Raw genomic sequence first — 16852 nt, forward strand, 5'->3', positions numbered from 1 at the left:
TTTCAAACATCACGCGGTATGGGTCCCGGCTTTCGCCGGGACGACACCATTTATGACGCGACCATGTCGCGCCTCAAGCCAAGTAGCCGAGCCGCTTACTTCTTCGCCGGCTCGGCCGGCTTCGCCTCCGCCGGCTTGGCGGCGTCGCCAGCGGGCTTGTCCAGGCGCTCGATCTTGGCGGTCTCGCGCAGCTTGCCGACATAGTCGGCCTGGGCCTTGCGGGTGACGTAGGTCTCGATCTGGCTCTTGACCTGGTCGAACTCCGGCGGCTTGCGGCTGCGCTTTTCCTCGACCTTGATCACGTGCCAGCCGAACTGGGTCTTCACCGGGTCCGAGATCTTGCCCGGCTCCATCGCGAAGGCGACGTTGGCGAATTCCGGCACCATCTGCTCCTTGGTGAAGAAACCGAGATCGCCGCCGTCCGAGGCGCCGGGGTCCTTGGACTTCTTCTTGGCGAGTTCTGCGAAATCGGCGCCCTTGGCGAGCTCGGCCTTGACGGCCTTGGCCTCGTCCTCGGTCTCGACCAGGATGTGGCGGGCGTGCACCTCCTGCTCGCCGCCGATCTGCTTGGCGGCCTCCTCGTAGACCTTCTTCATCGCGTCCGGCGTGGTCGCGGCCTTGCCCTCGCTGGCAAGCAGGCTGTCCATCAGCAGCCGGTTGCGGGTGAAGGCGAGGCGCTTCTTGAACTCCTCGCTGTCGGCGACCTTCTTGTCCTCGGCCGCCTTGGCGACCAGCTTCATGTCGATCAGGAACGACAGGACGTTCTCGTCCTTGGTCGCCGGATCCATCTGCGCGAGGCTCTGTCCGAGCTCCTCCTCGGCGAGCGTCACGTCGCTCTTGCGGATCTCGGCGCCGTTCACCTTGGCCAGCACCGGGTTGGCATCGTCGGCGGCGCGTGCGGGCGCGGCAAGCAGGGACAACGCGAGACTTCCGGCGAGAGCGGTGGCAAGGCCGAGGCGCAGGCCGGTTTTCGTAACCGGGAACGACGTGGTCATGGAAAATCCTTGTTGAGAAGAGGGGGCTCGAGGGGGGAGGCCTCAGAGCGGCCGGGACACTCGCCCAATCGCCGTGCCTTGGCAACGCGAAAAGTCTGTCAATTTCGTGAAATCGGCGACAGGTGGGCGGCGACGGCCCGGCTGTCGGGCGCCGTTGACAACGTTCCCCCCCAGCCATATCTCTCCCCGGTCGCTTCAAGGGCGATAGCGCTTATTTTGCTGCGTTTTTGGCCGTTGAACCCTGGTTTGCCTGTCTCCCACTCATCTGGCGGACGCCGCCCGGCGCCGAAGGTCGAGGCTGGCGCGGGTGCTGCGGTGCATCACGTCGGGAACAGCAAACCCAAACCATGAGTTACGGCTGCAACGCAGACCCATAGAGGCAGGATTTCAGCAATGATCGGCGCGCTCGCCCGTAAGCTATTCGGCTCCGCCAACGACCGTCGCGTCAAGGGCTATCAGTCCCGTGTCAACGCCATCAATGCGCTGGAGCCGGAGCTCGCAAACCTGACCGACGAGCAGCTCAAGGCGCGCACCGAGGAGTTCAAGAAGCAGCTCGCCGAGGGCAAGACGCTCGACGACATCCTGGTCCCGGCCTTCGCCACCGTCCGCGAGGCCTCCAAGCGCACCCTCGGCCAGCGCCATTTCGACGTCCAGCTGATCGGCGGCATGGTGCTTCACGAGGGCGACATCGCCGAGATGAAGACCGGCGAAGGCAAGACGCTGGTGGCGACGCTCGCGGTCTACCTGAATGCGCTGGCCGGCAAGGGCGTCCACGTCGTGACGGTGAACGACTACCTTGCCCGCCGCGACGCCGGCTGGATGAGCCAGATCTACGGCTTCCTCGGCCTGACCACAGGTGTGATCGTGCACGGCCTCGACGATGCCGAGCGCAAGGCGGCCTATGCCTGCGACATCACCTACGGCACCAACAACGAATACGGCTTCGACTATCTGCGCGACAACATGAAGTACCGCCTGGAGGACATGGTCCAGCGCGGACACTTCTTCGCGATCGTCGACGAGGTGGACTCCATCCTGATCGATGAAGCGCGCACGCCGCTGATCATCTCCGGCCCGCTCGACGACCGCTCGGAGTTCTACAACACCATCGACACCTTCGTGCCGAAGCTCGACAAGTCCGACTACGAGGTCGACGAGAAGCAGCGCACGGTGACGCTCACCGAAGCCGGCATGGAGAAGATCGAGACCCTGCTGCGCGATGCCGGCCAGCTCAAGGGCGAGTCGCTCTACGACGTCGAGAACGTCTCCGTCGTCCACCACATCAACCAGGCGCTGCGCGCGCACACGCTGTTCACCCGCGACAAGGACTACATCGTCCGCGACGGCGAGGTCGTGATCATCGACGAGTTCACCGGCCGCATGATGCCGGGCCGGCGCTATTCCGAAGGCCTGCACCAGGCGCTCGAGGCCAAGGAGCACCAGCCGGTGCAGCCTGAGAACCAGACGCTGGCCTCGATCACCTTCCAGAACTACTTCCGGATGTACGCCAAGCTCGCCGGCATGACCGGCACGGCGGCCACCGAGGCCGACGAGCTGTTCGACATCTACAAGCTCGAGGTGCTGGAGATCCCGACCAACCTGCCGGTCGCACGTCTTGACGAGGACGACGAGGTCTACCGCACCCAGCAGGAGAAATATGCCGCGATCCTGGCCGAGATCGAGCGGGCGAACTCCCGGTTGCAGCCGGTGCTGGTCGGCACCGCCTCGATCGAGAAGTCGGAAGTGCTGGCCGCCTATCTCAAGCAGCACGGCTACAAGCAGATCGACTTCGGCAGCGAGCGTGCGCTCGACAAGCTCTATGCGGCGGCCCGCGCCGGCAAGCCGGCCAAGCTGTTCGCGGTGCTGAACGCGCGCTTCCACGAGCAGGAGGCCTATATCGTGGCCGAAGCCGGCGTGCCCGGCGCGATCACGATCGCGACCAACATGGCCGGCCGCGGCACCGACATCAAGCTCGGCGGCTCGCTCGAGATGCGCCTGCAGCAGGAGACCGCCGGGATCACCGACGAGGCCGAGAAGGCCGCCAAGATCGAGCAGATCAAGGCCGACATCGCCCGCTTCCGCGAGATCGTGCTGAAGGCCGAGGAGACGGTCGAGATCGAGCCCGCCAAGGGCTCCAAGCCGGCCAAGACCGTGACCAAGCCCGGCGGCCTCTACATCATCGGCTCCGAGCGGCATGAATCGCGCCGCATCGACAACCAACTGCGCGGCCGCTCCGGTCGCCAGGGCGATCCCGGCCGCTCGAAGTTCTTCCTGTCGCTGGAAGACGACCTGATGCGGATCTTCGGCTCCGACCGGCTCGACAGCATGCTGACCCGGCTCGGCCTGAAGGAAGGCGAGGCCATCATCCACCCCTGGATCAACAAGGCGCTGGAGAAGGCGCAGCAGAAGGTCGAGGCGCGCAACTTCGACATCCGCAAGAACCTCCTGAAGTTCGACAACGTCCAGAACGACCAGCGCAAGGTGATCTTCGACCAGCGCGTCGAGCTGATGCAGGACGAGAGCGTGGTCGAGACGATCACCGACATGCGTCATGCCTTCATCGACGACCTCGTCGCCAAGCACGTTCCCGAGCATGCCTATGCCGAGCAGTGGGACGTCGCCGGCCTGAAGGAGGAGCTGAAGCGCGTGCTCGACGTCGACCTTCCGGTCGAGGATTGGGCCAAGGAAGAGGGCATCGCCGACGAGGAGCTGCTCAAGCGCATCGAGACCCATGCCGACGAGCGCATGGCGGCCAAGGTCGCGCAGTGGGGCCCCGACGTGATGCGATACGTCGAGAAGACCATCCTGCTGCAGACGCTCGACCACCTCTGGCGCGAGCACTTGGTGATGCTCGACCATTTGCGCCAGGTCATCGGCCTGCGAGGCTATGGTCAGCGCGATCCGCTGCAGGAGTACAAGTCGGAAGCCTTCACGCTGTTCGAGGCCATGATCGCGCATCTGCGCGAGGCGGTCACCGCGCAACTGATGCGCGTCGAGATCGTGCCGCCGGAGGAGCAGCAGCCGGTGCTGCCGCCGATGCAGGCGCACCACGTCGATCCGAACACCGGTGAGGACGAAATGGCCTTCGCCAACGTCTCCGTGGTGCCGTCCTCCGGCGTCGCTCCGGTCCCGGCCGATGCGCGCAACCCGAACGACCCCACCACCTGGGGCAAGATCGGCCGCAACGAGGACTGCCCCTGCGGCTCGGGCAAAAAGTACAAGCACTGCCACGGGCGGTACGCGTAAGGCGCGGACTGAGGCAGTCTCTCCATCGTCATTGCGAGCGCAAGCGAAGCAATTTCAGAGTCTCGCAATCAGCTCTGGATTGCTTAGCAACGCTCGCGTTGACGAATAATTCGTTCTGGGTTGGAGCGGATGTCGAAACCTGCCTAAGGAATGCGTCATAAGCCCCTGTGAAGGGCCACGAGTAGCGATGCGGCAGCAACCATCAGCGAGATTATTGAAGTAAGAGCTGCGATCCTGAGGGCGGAAGCTTGTTGGGTCTGCTGAGCTGCCTTCTCTGAAACCAAACGAAGAAGAGCGAATAGATCTTCAGTATTGAGCGGGGGGCGTTCCTGCTCTTCGTCAGCAACGACGAATCGAGAATGTCTCAAATGAAGTGAGTAGAGCGGTTCTCCATGATCTCGCGACACGCCTCTCGACTCTCGAAAGAGCCCTTTGAAGGTTCTTAACACACCGCGCACCGCATCGACATTCTCTATCGATAGATCTTTCGCAATGCCTTTCGGTTGGCGAGCTGGCCACTTGTTCACTGCAAGATGGGTGACTACCGCCATTAAGATTTCGTAGTTCGCCGCGTAGTCCGGTCGTTGCATGATCCGTCAACTCACCAAAAAAGATTACAGAGGCCTCCGCCGATTATTGGCGGAGGGAGTCTGGTCGCTGAAATACTATGCAGTGGGGTCCTGCGGAGCTTGACTTGCCGGCCAACCGTTGGGTCCCAATCGATGCTGCGATCTACACTGCCCAACTCATAAACTCTAACTCTGCCAGCAACAAGTCATGGAAGGTCAACAGTCGCGCTGCTGCGTCGCGTGCTTGCTCGTGGCATCAGCTGAGTTCGGATCAGGCGGCCTTCACCACCTCAACGCGCGCGCCTTCCGCAATCGTCCGCGGCGCCGCGTTCAACTGCTCGATGGCGAATCCCGCGGCCTTCTTGTAACCGGCCATGAACGCCTCGCGCTCGGCCGGTGGGATGACGTCGTCGATGTTGGTGAAGGTGCCGCCGCAGCGCTCGTCGACCAGGTTGAGCAGGCCGAACGGGCCGGCGCCGCGGTTGCGCAGGATGACTTGCGAGATCGGGCCGCACAGCTTGTCGTCATAGGCCGCGAGCGCGGCTGGCGTGACGCCGTGCGCCAGCAGCGAGGCGCCGAGCACGCGGGCGTCGACGATGGCCTGGCTGGCGCCGTTGGAGCCGGTCGGATACATCGCATGGGCGGCGTCGCCCATCAGCGCCACCGGGCCGTCGACCCAGGTCGGCACGGGATCGCGGTCGATCATCGGGTTCTCATAAGCGCCGTCGGCACCGGCGATCAGCGAGGGCACGTCGAGCCAGTCATAGGTCCAGCCGGCGAAATGATGGGCGAACTCGGCCACCGGCACCTGGCGGAACCAGCCGGTCTGCTTCCAGCCCTCGGTGTTGTCCATCGTCACTTCCGCGATCCAGTTGATCAGCGCCAGCCCCGTTTTCGGGTCGGGATGCGAGATCGGATACACCACGACGCGATGGCGATGGGTGCCGAGCCCGACGAAGGACGATCCGGTGCGCATCGGCTTCGCCCAGGTGACGCCGCGCCACATCACCGCGCCACCCCAATGGATCGGCGGCTGCGAGGGGTGCATCTGCGCGCGCACCGCCGAGTGGATGCCGTCGGCGCCGATCAGCAGCCGGCCGCGCGTCTCGATGCGCGATCCATCGGCATGCTCGATGCGGGCCGTTACCGATCCGTCCGAGTTCTTCTCGTAGCCCGCAACGCGGCTGCCGAGCCGCACGCTCCCAGCGCCGGCGCGTTCCACCAGCCGGCTGTACAGCAGCATGTGCAGCTTGCCGCGATGCACGGCATATTGCGGCCAGCCGTAGCCGGCGAGCAGGCCGCGCGGCTCGGAATAGATGTCGTTGCCATTCAGCCCGACCAGCGCCCATTCGCGCGCGGGCACGCCGACCTGGTCGAGATCGTCGGCCGAGATGCCGAGGTCGTACAATTCCCGCACCGCGTTGGGCTGCAGGTTGATGCCGACCCCGAGCGGCCGCATCTCGCGCACGCTTTCGTAGACGATGCAGGGCACGCCGATCTGCTGCAACGTGAGCGCGGTCGCGAGGCCGCCGATGCCGCCGCCGGCGATGATGACAGGAAGATCGGTCATGGGCATGGTCCGTCGCACGTGAACTCGAAAGCAGAACGCGAAAGGAGGGGCAAAGGGATGCAGGCACGGCGCTGCTGCGCGTGCGGATCGCCTCCCTTCGATCCGTCCTTGGCCAGCGTTGTCGGCTGGTCCGATGGTGAAAGGCCTAGTTCAGATGCCCGGCGGAGACAAGGGGAATGGGCATTCCGCGCTGCCGTGGTAGGCTGGTGCCATGCACCGTCCCGCCCTGTTCCTCACCGCCGCTCTGTTGCTGCTCGGGTTTGCGAGCCCTGCCATGGCCTTTGACATCGAGGCCCATCGCGGCGGGCGTGCGTTGTATCCGGAGAACACGCTGCAGGCCTTCAAGATGTCTCTGGCCTTTCATGTCGACACGCTCGAGCTCGATGTCGGCGTCACGAAGGACGGCGTGCTGGTGGTCTCGCATGAGCGACGGCTCAATCCCGATCTCGCCCGCGCCCCCGATGGCAACTACGTTGCGCCGCCGGGGCCGCTGCTGATCGATCTGCCGCTTGCGGAGGTGCAGTCCTACGACGTCGGCCAGATCCGTCCGGGCAGCGACTACGCCAGGCAGTTTCCGGAGCAGCAGGTGATCTCTGGGGACGTCCCGCCGCCGCGCATTCCGACCCTGAAGCAGGTCATCGATCTCGTCAGGGGCTCGGGCAAGGATCGTGTGCGCCTCAACATCGAGACCAAGCTCGATCCAGCGCTTCCGAATGAAGCGCCGGACCCCGATCGGTTCGTATCCCTGCTGCTCGGCCTGATCGAGGCCGAGCACTTCACCGACCGGGTCATGATCCAGTCGTTCGACTGGCGCACCTTGCAACTGGTGCAGCAGCGCGCGCCAAGGATCTCCACCGTCTATCTGTCACGGCAAAGCGGCAAGACGCCCACGGTGTCGCCGACCGAGGCGACGCGCTGGACCGCGGGCTTCAACCCCGCCGATCACGGCGGCTCGCTGCCGCGGACGATTCACGCGGCCGGCGGCAAGGTGTGGTCGCCCTTTTTTACCGATGTCACGCCGGAGCTGATTGCCGAGGCGCATGCGCTTGGCCTGGAGGTCGTGGTCTGGACGGTCAATAAGCCCGCGGACATGGCGCAACTGATCGATGACGGCGTCGACGGCATCATCTCCGATCGGCCGGATGTGCTGCGCAAGGTTGCTGCCGACAAGGGGGTGGCAAATCCGACAGGCGAGCTGCGGCTGCAATCGACGAAGCCAAAGGCGCATCCGGAGTAGCGGAGCCGAGAGTTCTCACGCGTCGGGGTGAGGCGCCGCCGCGCGGGGGATACTTTGTTGTCCGATCTTTCGTCACTCCCCCTGACTGCACGTTCGATGCATCCGGACACCCAAGCACCGTTCGGGTCAGCCTGGTCAAGCCACCAGCCGTTTGGTCATGAACAGGCTGAGCGGATCGAGTCGGTAGATCCCGAACGGCCCGCAATCCTGATAGCCGGAGCTGCGATAGAGCTGGATCGCCTGCGGCTGTCTGATGCCCACTTCGAGGCTTACGCGGCCAAGCCCGCGACCTTGGGCCTCGTCTTCCAATGTCATGAGGAGCCTGCGTCCGAGCCCACAGCCGCGGGCGGTTTCGCGGACGAACAATCGCTTGATCTCGGCATGTCCTGGGCCAATGAGCCGAAGGGCGATCGATCCGAGCAGCGTCCCGTCACGGCGGGCGGCAAAAAATGCGGCTCCGGGCACCGAGAGCGCGTGGGCATCGACGGGATGATTGCTTTCAGCAGGGTATAGCGTCCGCAGATAGGCATTGGCCTCCGCGATGAGGTCGGCGACATCAGCCTGTCTGGCATCTTCGATCGCGATGGTGATGTCGGTTGGGTTCATCGTCTCTGGCCTGGCAAACGTGACGAAACGCGTCAGCATCGTGCCAGAGCACCACCGTCCCGATCAAATGCCGAGACGGCTGTCTCACGCCGAATCGCGGCTCACCCCATCACCACCTCGTGCCGGATCACGAACGGCGCCAGCAAGGTGTGCACCTCGTTCTCGACCGCCTCGCGGGTCTCCGCAGGCACGTTGCGCAACGTCACCGTCGCGATGCTGCCGTGGCTGCCGTGCGGGCCGACCTTCACACTGCAATCGATGCCGCGGTCGGTGACCTGCGACAGCACCTTGGTGAACACGCGCGTCGCGGCGTCCCAGCGCAATTGCGGCTTGAACACCTTGCCGACGCCCGTGACCGGCATCGGGTCGATCGGGATGATCTGCACCGGCACGGCGGCGCGCTCGGGCGTGCGGGCGCGCACCCAGTCCTCCAGCTCGCCCGGTTGCACGGCAGCCCCCGGCTTGAGCTGGACGTAGCCGATCGGCAGCTCGCCGGCATAGGCGTCGGGCTGGCCGACCACGGCGGCGAAGCCGACCGAGGGATGCTGAAACAAAATCTCTTCGATCGGCGCCGGATCGATGTTGTGGCCGCCGCGGATCACGAGGTCCTTGGCGCGGCCGGTGATCCACAGGAAGCCGTCAGCGTCGAGCCGGCCGAGATCGCCGGAATTGACCCAATGGCCGTCGACGAAGGCGCCCTTGTTGTGGGTGTCGTCGAGATACCCTGAGAACACGCCCGGCCCGGCCATGATGACGACGCCGATCTCATCCGCCGCGCAGTCGCGCTCGTAGCGCCCGTCGGCATCGAGCTTGACGATGCGCACCTGCGCATAGGGCAGCGGCAGGCCGACCGAGCCGAGCCGGATCGGCTGGTCCGGATAGGCCATGGTGTGCACGCTCGCAGTCTCGGTCATGCCATAGACTTCGATCACCGGCAGCTTCAGCTTGTCCATGATCGCCTGCCCCACGGCGACCGGAATCGCCGAGCCGCCGCCGGCGGCATAGCGCAGGCTGGAGATGTCGGCCGCGCCTTGCGGCACCGCCAGCGTCGCCGCCAGCACCGTCGGCACGCTCGACAGCGTCTCCGGCTTGAAGCGCTCGACCAGGCCCCAGATGTTGCGCACCGCATTCGGGTTGCGCCAGCCGGCACCGGAGAGCACGACGAGGCTGCCGCCCGCGGAGAGGGTCTGCAGCGCCTGCGTCAGTGATCCCCCGACATGGAATAGCGGCATGCCGAACAGCAGCGTCCCGCCGGGCTTGGCTTTCAGGACCAGGTTGATGCCCCAGGCCTGGTAGACTTGGTTGCCATGGCTGTGCCGCACCAGCTTCGGCGTGCCGGTGGTGCCGCCGGTGTGGAAATAGGCCGCGGTATCGCTGGCCTTGATCTGCCGGCCGCTGACGAGGTGATCGCCCGGCTGCGGCTTGATCAGGTCGTTGAAGGCGTGGATGCCGTTCGCCGGATCACCGCCGCCGCCATGGACCTGCACGATCGCCTTGAGGTGTTTGAGGCTGCCTCGGACCTTCTCGACCTTCTGCCAGATGTCGGTGCCGGGCAGGGGGCCCAGCGCCACCAGCACCTTGGTCTTGGCGGCATCGAGAATCTCGGCGATCTGGTGCGGCTCCAGCAGCGGGTTGACCGGGTTCGCGATCCCGGCGGCCTCCGCGCCGAACAGCGTCACGAAGGCGTCGGGCACCAGGGGCAGCATGAAGCTGACGACATCGTTGGGGCCGACGCCGAGCGCATGAAACATGTTCGCGGCCTGCGTCACCCTGGCGACGAAGTCGCGATAGGAGATCACGACCGGCGCGTCGGCCGGGTCGGCATTCTGCAGAAACTGGATCGCCGGCGCGTCCGGATTGGCGGACGCCCCACACTTGAGCGCCTCATAGGTGCTCTGCGCCGCGATCCGTTCGCTGTACGGCGTCTGCTCGAAGGCGCGGATGTCAGCCGTGCTGGCGAATGTCGGATAGTCGCTGCCAATGGCGCGATCGAGCAAATGAATGCCCATGGCCTGTCCTCCCTCTGGCGTGTCCTCGTCCGGCCGGACGACGGGTCCAACCGGGATCGCGCGCGGGCTCTGTTGGCGGCCCGTTCGTCGCGATCGTCACAGGACAGGATGAGGGAGGATTCGTCTTGCGTCTATCCCGGCGTTGCCGGGGCGAGCAGACACATTTGCCGCAGGCGGGATGCGGTAGGGTGGGCAAAGGCGCGTCCACCGGTGCTGCTCCGCGGTATGCAGTCAACGCGCCGTGCCCACCGTCCATCGGTGTGCAATGGTGGGCACGGCGCGAGAGTCAGTCTTAGTCAAATCAGTAGCTCGGCGCGCCTTTGCCCACCCTACAGCAGCCGCTCAGCTCGCCGCGTCGATCAGATTCTCCAGCAGCCGCTTCAGCTCGCCGGTGGCCTTGTCGCCGTAATTCTCCAGGATGTGCGCCTCCTGGCTGGCAGCGAGCGAGTTCAGCCGCTTGCACAGCGCCTTGCCATGATCGCTGATGAACATCAGCACCTTGCGGCGGTCATGGGCGTCCTGGCGGCGGTAGACCAGCGAGTCCGACACCATGCGGTCGATCATCTTGGTCAGGGTCGGGTGGTTCAGCAGCACCGCGTCGGCGAGATCGCCCATTGAGTGCCCCTCGCCGTCGGAGAGCACCTTGAGGATGCGCCACTGCTCGACGGGCACGCCCTCGGTGCTCAGGCGCGACTCCAACTGCCGGTTGATCTCCCGGTTGGCTTGCGCGAGCAGGTAGGCGAGATGTTCGGTGAGGGGGGTGTTGGGATGGGGCGGTTTGGCCACGGTGAATTTCGCTTGCGGTCCCGACTTGAATGAATGTCCGGCAGTTGCTGCCCGATCTATATGCATCCCAATTCTTGAACATTCAACATTTTCGAATAGGATATTTGCCGAACACGTGCTGATTTTGACGGCGTATGACCGCCGGCCCACAATGGGCCAGACACGGTTGCGGCCAAGGAGTGGGTGTGCTCTCGACAGGATCTGTCACGGCCGGGCGTCTCCGTCTGCCGCCATCCCTGCTGTTCAGGAGCCCGCCCCGGCGGGCCGGCCTTCCCGCACTCGCCCCCTTCGATCCTGACTGTATCCAGCGGCGCGGCTCCCAGAACCGGCTGCGCATCGGTAATTTCCTTACCTTCTCCGGCTCGCCCGGCATCTGGGGGCCGGCCGCGACCAACAGCGCGCTGCTCGCGGTGTCCGAGATCAACCGCCGCGGCGGCATCCTCGGGCGCGAGATCGAGTTGTCGTTCTACGATTCCGGCGGGCCGGTGGACGAGGTGACCGATCGTGCCAGGGACGCGCTCGAATTCGGCGACATCGACGTCGTCATGGGCTCGCATATCAGCGCCGTCAGGCTGGCGCTGCGCCGGCTCACGCGCGGCCGCACCCCTTATGTGTATACGCCGGTCTATGAAGGCGGCGAGCGCACGCCCGGCGTGATGGCGATCGGCGAGACGCCGCACAGCCAGACCCGCCCCGCGATCCACTGGCTGGCGGAGAACAAGCGCGCCCGGCGCTGGTATCTGATCGGCAGCGACTACGTCTGGCCCTGGCAGTCCCACCTTCAGACCAAGACCTACATCACCGAGGCCGGCGGCCAGGTGGTCGGCGAGGAGTTCGTGCCGGTCGGCGAGGATGATCACGAGGCGCATCTGGCGCGCATCCGCGCCGCCAGGCCTGATGTCGTGCTGATCTCGCTGATCGGCACCGACAGCATCACCTTCAATCGCGCTTTCGGCGAGTCCGGCCTCGCCGCGACCACCCTGCGTCTCGCCGGCGCGGTGGACGAAACGGTGCTGCTCGGCATCGGCGCCGACAACACCGAGAACCTGTATTCGGCCTCCGGCTATTTCAGTTGCATCGGCTCCAAGGCCAATGACGCGTTCATGAGCCGCTACACCGCGATGTTCGGCGCCGATGCGCCGCCGGTCGGATCGGTCGGCCAGTCGAACTACGAGGGCCTGCGCTTCCTGAAGGCGGCCGCCGAGCGCGCCGGCTCGCTGTCGCTGCGACCGCTCGCCGCCGCCGGCCGCAACATCGTCTATTCCGGCGCGCGCGGCGAGGTGACGATCCGCCAGGGCCGTGCCGGCATGGCGATGCATCTCGCCGCGGCTGACGGGCTCGATTTCAAGATCATCCGGACGTTCTGAGTAACGCTGCGCCGAGCTTGGCCGGGCTGCGTGCCGCGGTCACCCTCCAGGGGAGGGTGAGCCATCACATTCGCGGCCGCCTGTTCAGTTCAGCCGCAAGGCAATCACGATGACAAGATCTGCCGTCACGCGGCCGCAGCCTTCCTGGCCTGCACGTCGACGGCAGCCGCCGGCGTACCTCCGACCAAACGAATCATCCTGCTGATGGCCTCCTGCGGCATCGGCTTGCCGAACAGGAAGCCCTGTACGCTGGCGCAGCCTTCCTCGCGCAGGAAGGCGAGGTGCTGCTCGGTCTCGACGCCCTCGGCCAGCACGGGAATGTTGAGGCTGCGCCCGAGCAGCGGGGTGGCCTTGATGATGGCTGCGGCGTGCACGCTGGTCTCCACCGACCGGATGAAGCTCTTGTCGACCTTGATCTTGTCGAAGGGAAACACCTCTGCAGCGACGAGTAGCCGGTGCCGAAATCGTCCATCGCCACGGTGACGCCGATCGCCTTCGGGTTCCTGCAAGGAACTCGGGCATCGTGGCGAAACTCCCAACGCCGGCCGCAGGGCTCGCCGGCACACGGCCTTTTGCGACCCCGGTGGCCGGAACGGGTTGCCGCTCCGTGACGGAATTAATACGATCGGATGTCAGTCACATGAAAGTTGGAGTGCCCGGATGCGTGCGCAGTCGCGAGCCCTGTCGAACCCGGTCGGTCTGTGGTGGGCGATGCTGACGCTCGTCAGCCTCGCCAACATCGTGTTCTGGTTCATCCTGTACCGCCAGCTCAACGGCGGCAGCAATACCCTGGGCCAGGCTTCCCAGACCGGTTCGATGCTGGCGCTATCGGCGGCCTATGTGTTCGGCTGCGCCTTCCGCTCGGTGCTGCCGCGCGCCGACGTGCAGCGCATCTGTCTGGTCGACAGCTGGCTGTCGAGCGTGTTCGTCGGCCGCACCGTGGCGACCGTCGCCGAGATCGCCTTCGCGGCGCAATGGGCCATCATCCTGGCGCAGCTCGGCGCGATCGCGGATGCCGAGACCGCGGTCAACATGGCCCGCATCATCGTGCCGCTGATCGTCGTTGCCGAGATCTGTTCCTGGTATGCGGTCGTCACCAGGAATTTCCTCTACAACGCGATCGAGAACTCGCTGTGGGCGGTGGCCTTCCTGTTCGTCGGCATCGGCCTCGGCCGGCTGCTGCCGGAGTTCGACGGTATGGTGCGCGGGCTTCTGATCGCTGGCCTCGTCGGCGTCGCCTGCTATCTCGCCTTCCTGGTCGTGATCGACGTCCCGATGTATGTGAAGCGCTGGCGGATCGAGCGCGCCGCCGGCACGCCGCTGCTGCATCCGCTCGTCGGCCTGCGCGACTCCGCGACGCGCTGGACCGTCACCCACGAGTTCGAGCACTGGAAGGAAGAGATCGCCTGGATGTCGCTGTATTTCAGCGCCGCTGTCTGGGGCTCGCTGGCGCTGTGTGCGCTCTCGGCGATGAACGATCAGCCGCATGATCGCGCGCAGGCGATCGGTGCGCCGCCGGCCATCGTCCAGCACGACGCCGATCGGTCCTGACGCGACATCCCGCCGTGACGGTCACGGCGGGATGCCTGCCGGCTGAGCGCCGGTGTCTCAGCCATGCATCGCGAAGTGATGCGCGTCGTCCATCTGGACGATGTGGCTGTAGTCGGCGTGCGGCGCGTCGTGCACGGCCACCGGCGCGTGGTCGAAATTCGGCGGCACGATGCCGGTGTTGCCCGCATGGCCATGGTCGCCGAAATTGTCGACGATGATCGGGTTGTGCGACGAGCCCTCGCCGTGCAACGGGCCGGGGAAGCCAGGGCCGGGGCCCTGGCCGCCCTGGACGTTGTCGCCGGACTGATGGATCGCTTGCGCGATCGAGTCCCAGAACCCGCCATGGCTGCCGCCGTCCTGTCCCGCATGAGCGATCTGGATGCTGCCGTCGCTGCGCAGGCCGTCCTGGGCCAGCTTGAAGACGTCGCCGATCGCCGCGCCGAGATCGCCATGGCTGAGGTCGTTGACCAGCGAGCCCAGGTCGTGGCCGATCGCGTCGAGCTGCTGCCCCAGCGAGTGGCTCAAATCGCCGGCGGTCTGCGCCAGCCCGTTGAGCCCCTCGCCGACGAAATGGCCGACGCCATCGACGATGCCGGTGCCGACCGCATCGGCGCCGTGGGCGATGCCGGAGATCGCCTCGCCGATCGGTCCGCCGATCAGGTGGCCCGCCGCCGACGCCGTGTCGGTGACCACGCCGATGGCGCCGTCGGCCACCGCCACGCCGGCGTCGAAGCCGCCCTTCACCACCGCGCCTGCGGCGTCCAGTGCGTCCATTCCGACCTCGCCGGCCGTTCCGACGATGGTGCCGGCCATGCCGAGCGCGCCGTGGCCGACTGCGCCGGCCGCCTCCAGCCCGGCCTCGCCGAGGCCGACCGCGGTGTGTGCGAGGTCGCCGGCGACGTCGAGGGCGCCATGCGCCACGTCGCCCCCGACCTTGAGTCCGCCATCGACGATGTCGCCGCCGATATGCTTCACGTCATTGATGGCGCCGTCGATGTCGCCATGCACCAGATGGCCCACCCCGGACGCCACGTCGCCGGCGACGTTGATCCCGGTATGGAGGACGTCGCCGCCGACATGGACCACGGTCGAGGCCACGTCGCCGACGGTGTGAAGCAGGCCGCCGCCGATCGCCTCGGCACCGTGCCCGATCGCGCCGAGCACGCCGCCCACGGTATGGATGGCCTCGCCGCCGAGCGCACCGATGCCATGCACCACGCTGCCCACGGCATGGGCCGCATCGCCGGCGACGTGCTCGACCGTGTGGACCACGGCGCCCGCCGCGCCACCGACCGCACCCGCCACATCCTTCGCGACGTCCTTCACGTCGTCCACGGCGGAACTGACGGCATCTCCGATATCATCCCAAAAGCTCATGACCTGCTCCTCTCGGTTGCGTCACCTCGCCTCGGGTGACGCGCCGTTTGTCGCAGATCGCGTCCCGGCGCTCCGTGCGCGACATCACGCAAGCTGAGACGTGGCAGGGCTCCGGCGCGAAGCCTGTCCGTAAGCCGAGTCATCCACCTCTTCGGGGGCCGCAGGGAGGGACATGCGCGGATGCCGGCGCAGGCCGGGCAACTAATTAGCAGGCTCTGATCGCGATCGTTCGGGGAGCATCGGTGTGATGCTCGGCGGCGGTTCAGGCGTGACCGATCCAGCCATGCCAGGTCAGCGCCGTGAAGAATGGACGAACATCGCGAAAGCCGCCGTCACGCAGGATGGCTTCATCCTCCCCTGGGCTCAGCATGTTGACGCTGGCATCGACGGTCGCGCGCATCGTCTTGGCCCTCTCGGGGTCCGTGCCGGACGCAACGGCATAGGCCGCGTACCGATCCAGCCACAGCGACCTCTCGACTGGCTCGTTGGGCAGGCAGCTATGGGCCACCACGAAAGGCGCTCCAGGGTGGAGCCGGTCGTGCACGGCGCGGACTGTCCGCAAACGTTCCGATGCTGCCAGAAAATGCAGCGTCAGCAGGCATGTCGCCGCGTCAAACGGGCCGGCCGGCGCATCGTCGATGGTGCCCTCGATCAGTTCGACCCGGCTCGTCCGCGCGCCGAGCGTGCGTTCGGCGAGTCGCAGCATCTGCGGTGCCGGATCGACGCCGACGAAGGTCCACGATGGTTGCGCTTCCGCCAACGCATTGAGCTCGAGCCCGCCGCCCGCGCCCAGCACGAGCACCCTCGCATGTTCGGGCGCCCGCTCGGCCAGCAGGACCGCCGTCATCCGGTGCAGCCCGTCGAGACCGGGCACGAAGCGCCGCGGACCATCCGTGTAGCGCGCGACGAATTCGGGATCGGAAAACGCGCGGATGAACTGCTGGGCGCCGTCGGCAATGTCAGCCGGCATGACAAATGTCTCCTTTGCGAGGTCGCTTGCGTCGTTCGAGGCGGTCATGGAAATCAGCGCTCAGCGCCGCCAGCGTGATGGCGCCGAGACGGGACAGCAGCAAGGTCTCGGCGGCCCGGATGGAAGTGTCGAGCGCCGCATTGACCGCCTGCTCGACGAGGCAGTCGGGAGTCTCGCTCCGATGGCCGATGGCGAACAGCGATGGACGCCCGAGTGAATCGTAGACGTCGCGCAGGGTGACGGTCGCCAGATCGCAGGCGAGCGTCCAGCCGCCGCCATGGCCTTTCTCGGAGCGCACATAGCCGCTGTCCCGGAGGCCGGCCATGATCCTGCGGATCACGACCGGATTGGTCTGCATCATCGCTGCGAGCGCCTCGGACGTGACCGGACCGTCGTGCTCCGCCATGTGGAGCAGGACGTGCAGGATGCCGGACAACTGGCTGTTGGGTCTCATGTAACTTTTAATATGGCATGATATTCCAGCCGTCAACCGGCCGGCCCAGCCATGAAGGCTTGGGCGACGACGCCGGCGCCTCTGCCCGTCGGGCGATTCGGTCCTGCGTCCCGCG

The 16852-nt window shown here is 66.0% G+C and carries 13 protein-coding genes and 1 pseudogene; 4 read left to right on the forward strand and 10 right to left on the reverse strand.

The window, feature by feature from the left end; translation table 11 throughout:
* Positions 1-95 precede the first annotated feature (95 nt).
* Positions 96-995, reverse strand: coding sequence for a peptidylprolyl isomerase (locus tag QX124_RS12215; protein ID WP_315797281.1), 900 nt, complete (start codon positions 993-995; stop codon positions 96-98).
* A 393-nt stretch (positions 996-1388) separates the two neighbouring features.
* Here QX124_RS12215 and secA point away from each other — a divergent pair, with 393 nt between their 5' ends.
* The gene (gene secA / locus QX124_RS12220) at positions 1389-4241 is read left to right on the forward strand and encodes a preprotein translocase subunit SecA (RefSeq protein WP_315797282.1); all 2853 of its coding nucleotides are present in this window, start codon (positions 1389-1391) and stop codon (positions 4239-4241) included.
* 155 nt (positions 4242-4396) lie between these two features.
* Here secA and QX124_RS12225 read toward each other — a convergent pair whose 3' ends face one another.
* Both QX124_RS12225 and QX124_RS12230 read right to left on the reverse strand, forming a co-directional pair.
* Positions 4397-4831 carry a hypothetical protein gene (locus QX124_RS12225; RefSeq protein ID WP_315797283.1) on the reverse strand — a complete coding sequence of 145 codons (435 nt, stop codon included), beginning with the start codon at positions 4829-4831 and terminating at the stop codon, positions 4397-4399.
* Between the two features lie 250 nt (positions 4832-5081).
* Positions 5082-6380, reverse strand: coding sequence for a flavin-dependent oxidoreductase (locus QX124_RS12230; protein ID WP_315797284.1), 1299 nt, complete (start codon positions 6378-6380; stop codon positions 5082-5084).
* Positions 6381-6591: 211 nt separating this feature from the next.
* Between QX124_RS12230 and QX124_RS12235 the strand changes: the two genes are divergently transcribed.
* Complete coding sequence (locus QX124_RS12235; protein ID WP_315797285.1) at positions 6592-7617, forward strand: glycerophosphodiester phosphodiesterase; 1026 nt, start codon at positions 6592-6594, stop codon at positions 7615-7617.
* A gap of 135 nt (positions 7618-7752) precedes the next feature.
* Here the strand turns inward: QX124_RS12235 and QX124_RS12240 are convergent, their stop codons facing one another.
* The 3 genes from QX124_RS12240 to QX124_RS12250 form a co-directional block, all read right to left on the reverse strand.
* Complete coding sequence (locus tag QX124_RS12240) at positions 7753-8262, reverse strand: GNAT family N-acetyltransferase (protein WP_315775696.1); 510 nt, start codon at positions 8260-8262, stop codon at positions 7753-7755.
* Between the two features lie 62 nt (positions 8263-8324).
* Positions 8325-10232, reverse strand: coding sequence for an acyl-CoA synthetase (locus tag QX124_RS12245; RefSeq protein WP_315797286.1), 1908 nt, complete (start codon positions 10230-10232; stop codon positions 8325-8327).
* A gap of 342 nt (positions 10233-10574) precedes the next feature.
* Positions 10575-11018 carry a MarR family winged helix-turn-helix transcriptional regulator gene (locus QX124_RS12250; protein WP_315735215.1) on the reverse strand — a complete coding sequence of 148 codons (444 nt, stop codon included), beginning with the start codon at positions 11016-11018 and terminating at the stop codon, positions 10575-10577.
* A 185-nt stretch (positions 11019-11203) separates the two neighbouring features.
* Here QX124_RS12250 and QX124_RS12255 point away from each other — a divergent pair, with 185 nt between their 5' ends.
* A complete protein-coding gene (locus tag QX124_RS12255; protein ID WP_315797287.1) occupies positions 11204-12385 on the forward strand; it encodes a substrate-binding domain-containing protein in 1182 nt (393 codons plus the stop codon).
* A gap of 125 nt (positions 12386-12510) precedes the next feature.
* Here QX124_RS12255 and QX124_RS12260 read toward each other — a convergent pair.
* Positions 12511-12881, reverse strand: a pseudogene (locus QX124_RS12260) (EAL domain-containing protein); the annotation flags it as partial.
* A gap of 164 nt (positions 12882-13045) precedes the next feature.
* Here QX124_RS12260 and QX124_RS12265 point away from each other — a divergent pair.
* Positions 13046-13936: a hypothetical protein gene (locus QX124_RS12265; protein ID WP_315797288.1), complete on the forward strand. Its 891-nt coding sequence runs from the start codon at positions 13046-13048 to the stop codon at positions 13934-13936.
* Between the two features lie 57 nt (positions 13937-13993).
* Here QX124_RS12265 and QX124_RS12270 read toward each other — a convergent pair whose 3' ends face one another.
* From QX124_RS12270 to QX124_RS12280, 3 genes are all read right to left on the reverse strand, one after another.
* On the reverse strand, positions 13994-15313 hold the full coding sequence (locus QX124_RS12270; protein WP_315797289.1) for a hypothetical protein: 1320 nt from the start codon (positions 15311-15313) through the stop codon (positions 13994-13996).
* Between the two features lie 262 nt (positions 15314-15575).
* Positions 15576-16283 carry a class I SAM-dependent methyltransferase gene (locus QX124_RS12275; protein ID WP_315797290.1) on the reverse strand — a complete coding sequence of 236 codons (708 nt, stop codon included), beginning with the start codon at positions 16281-16283 and terminating at the stop codon, positions 15576-15578.
* On the reverse strand, positions 16273-16737 hold the full coding sequence (locus QX124_RS12280) for an Rrf2 family transcriptional regulator (RefSeq protein ID WP_315735202.1): 465 nt from the start codon (positions 16735-16737) through the stop codon (positions 16273-16275). The genes QX124_RS12275 and QX124_RS12280 overlap by 11 nt, the downstream gene beginning before the upstream one ends.
* Positions 16738-16852: the final 115 nt, after the last annotated feature.

Source organism: Bradyrhizobium sp. SZCCHNRI3043 (genome assembly GCF_032377735.1).
Classification (GTDB): Bacteria; Pseudomonadota; Alphaproteobacteria; order Rhizobiales; family Xanthobacteraceae; genus Bradyrhizobium.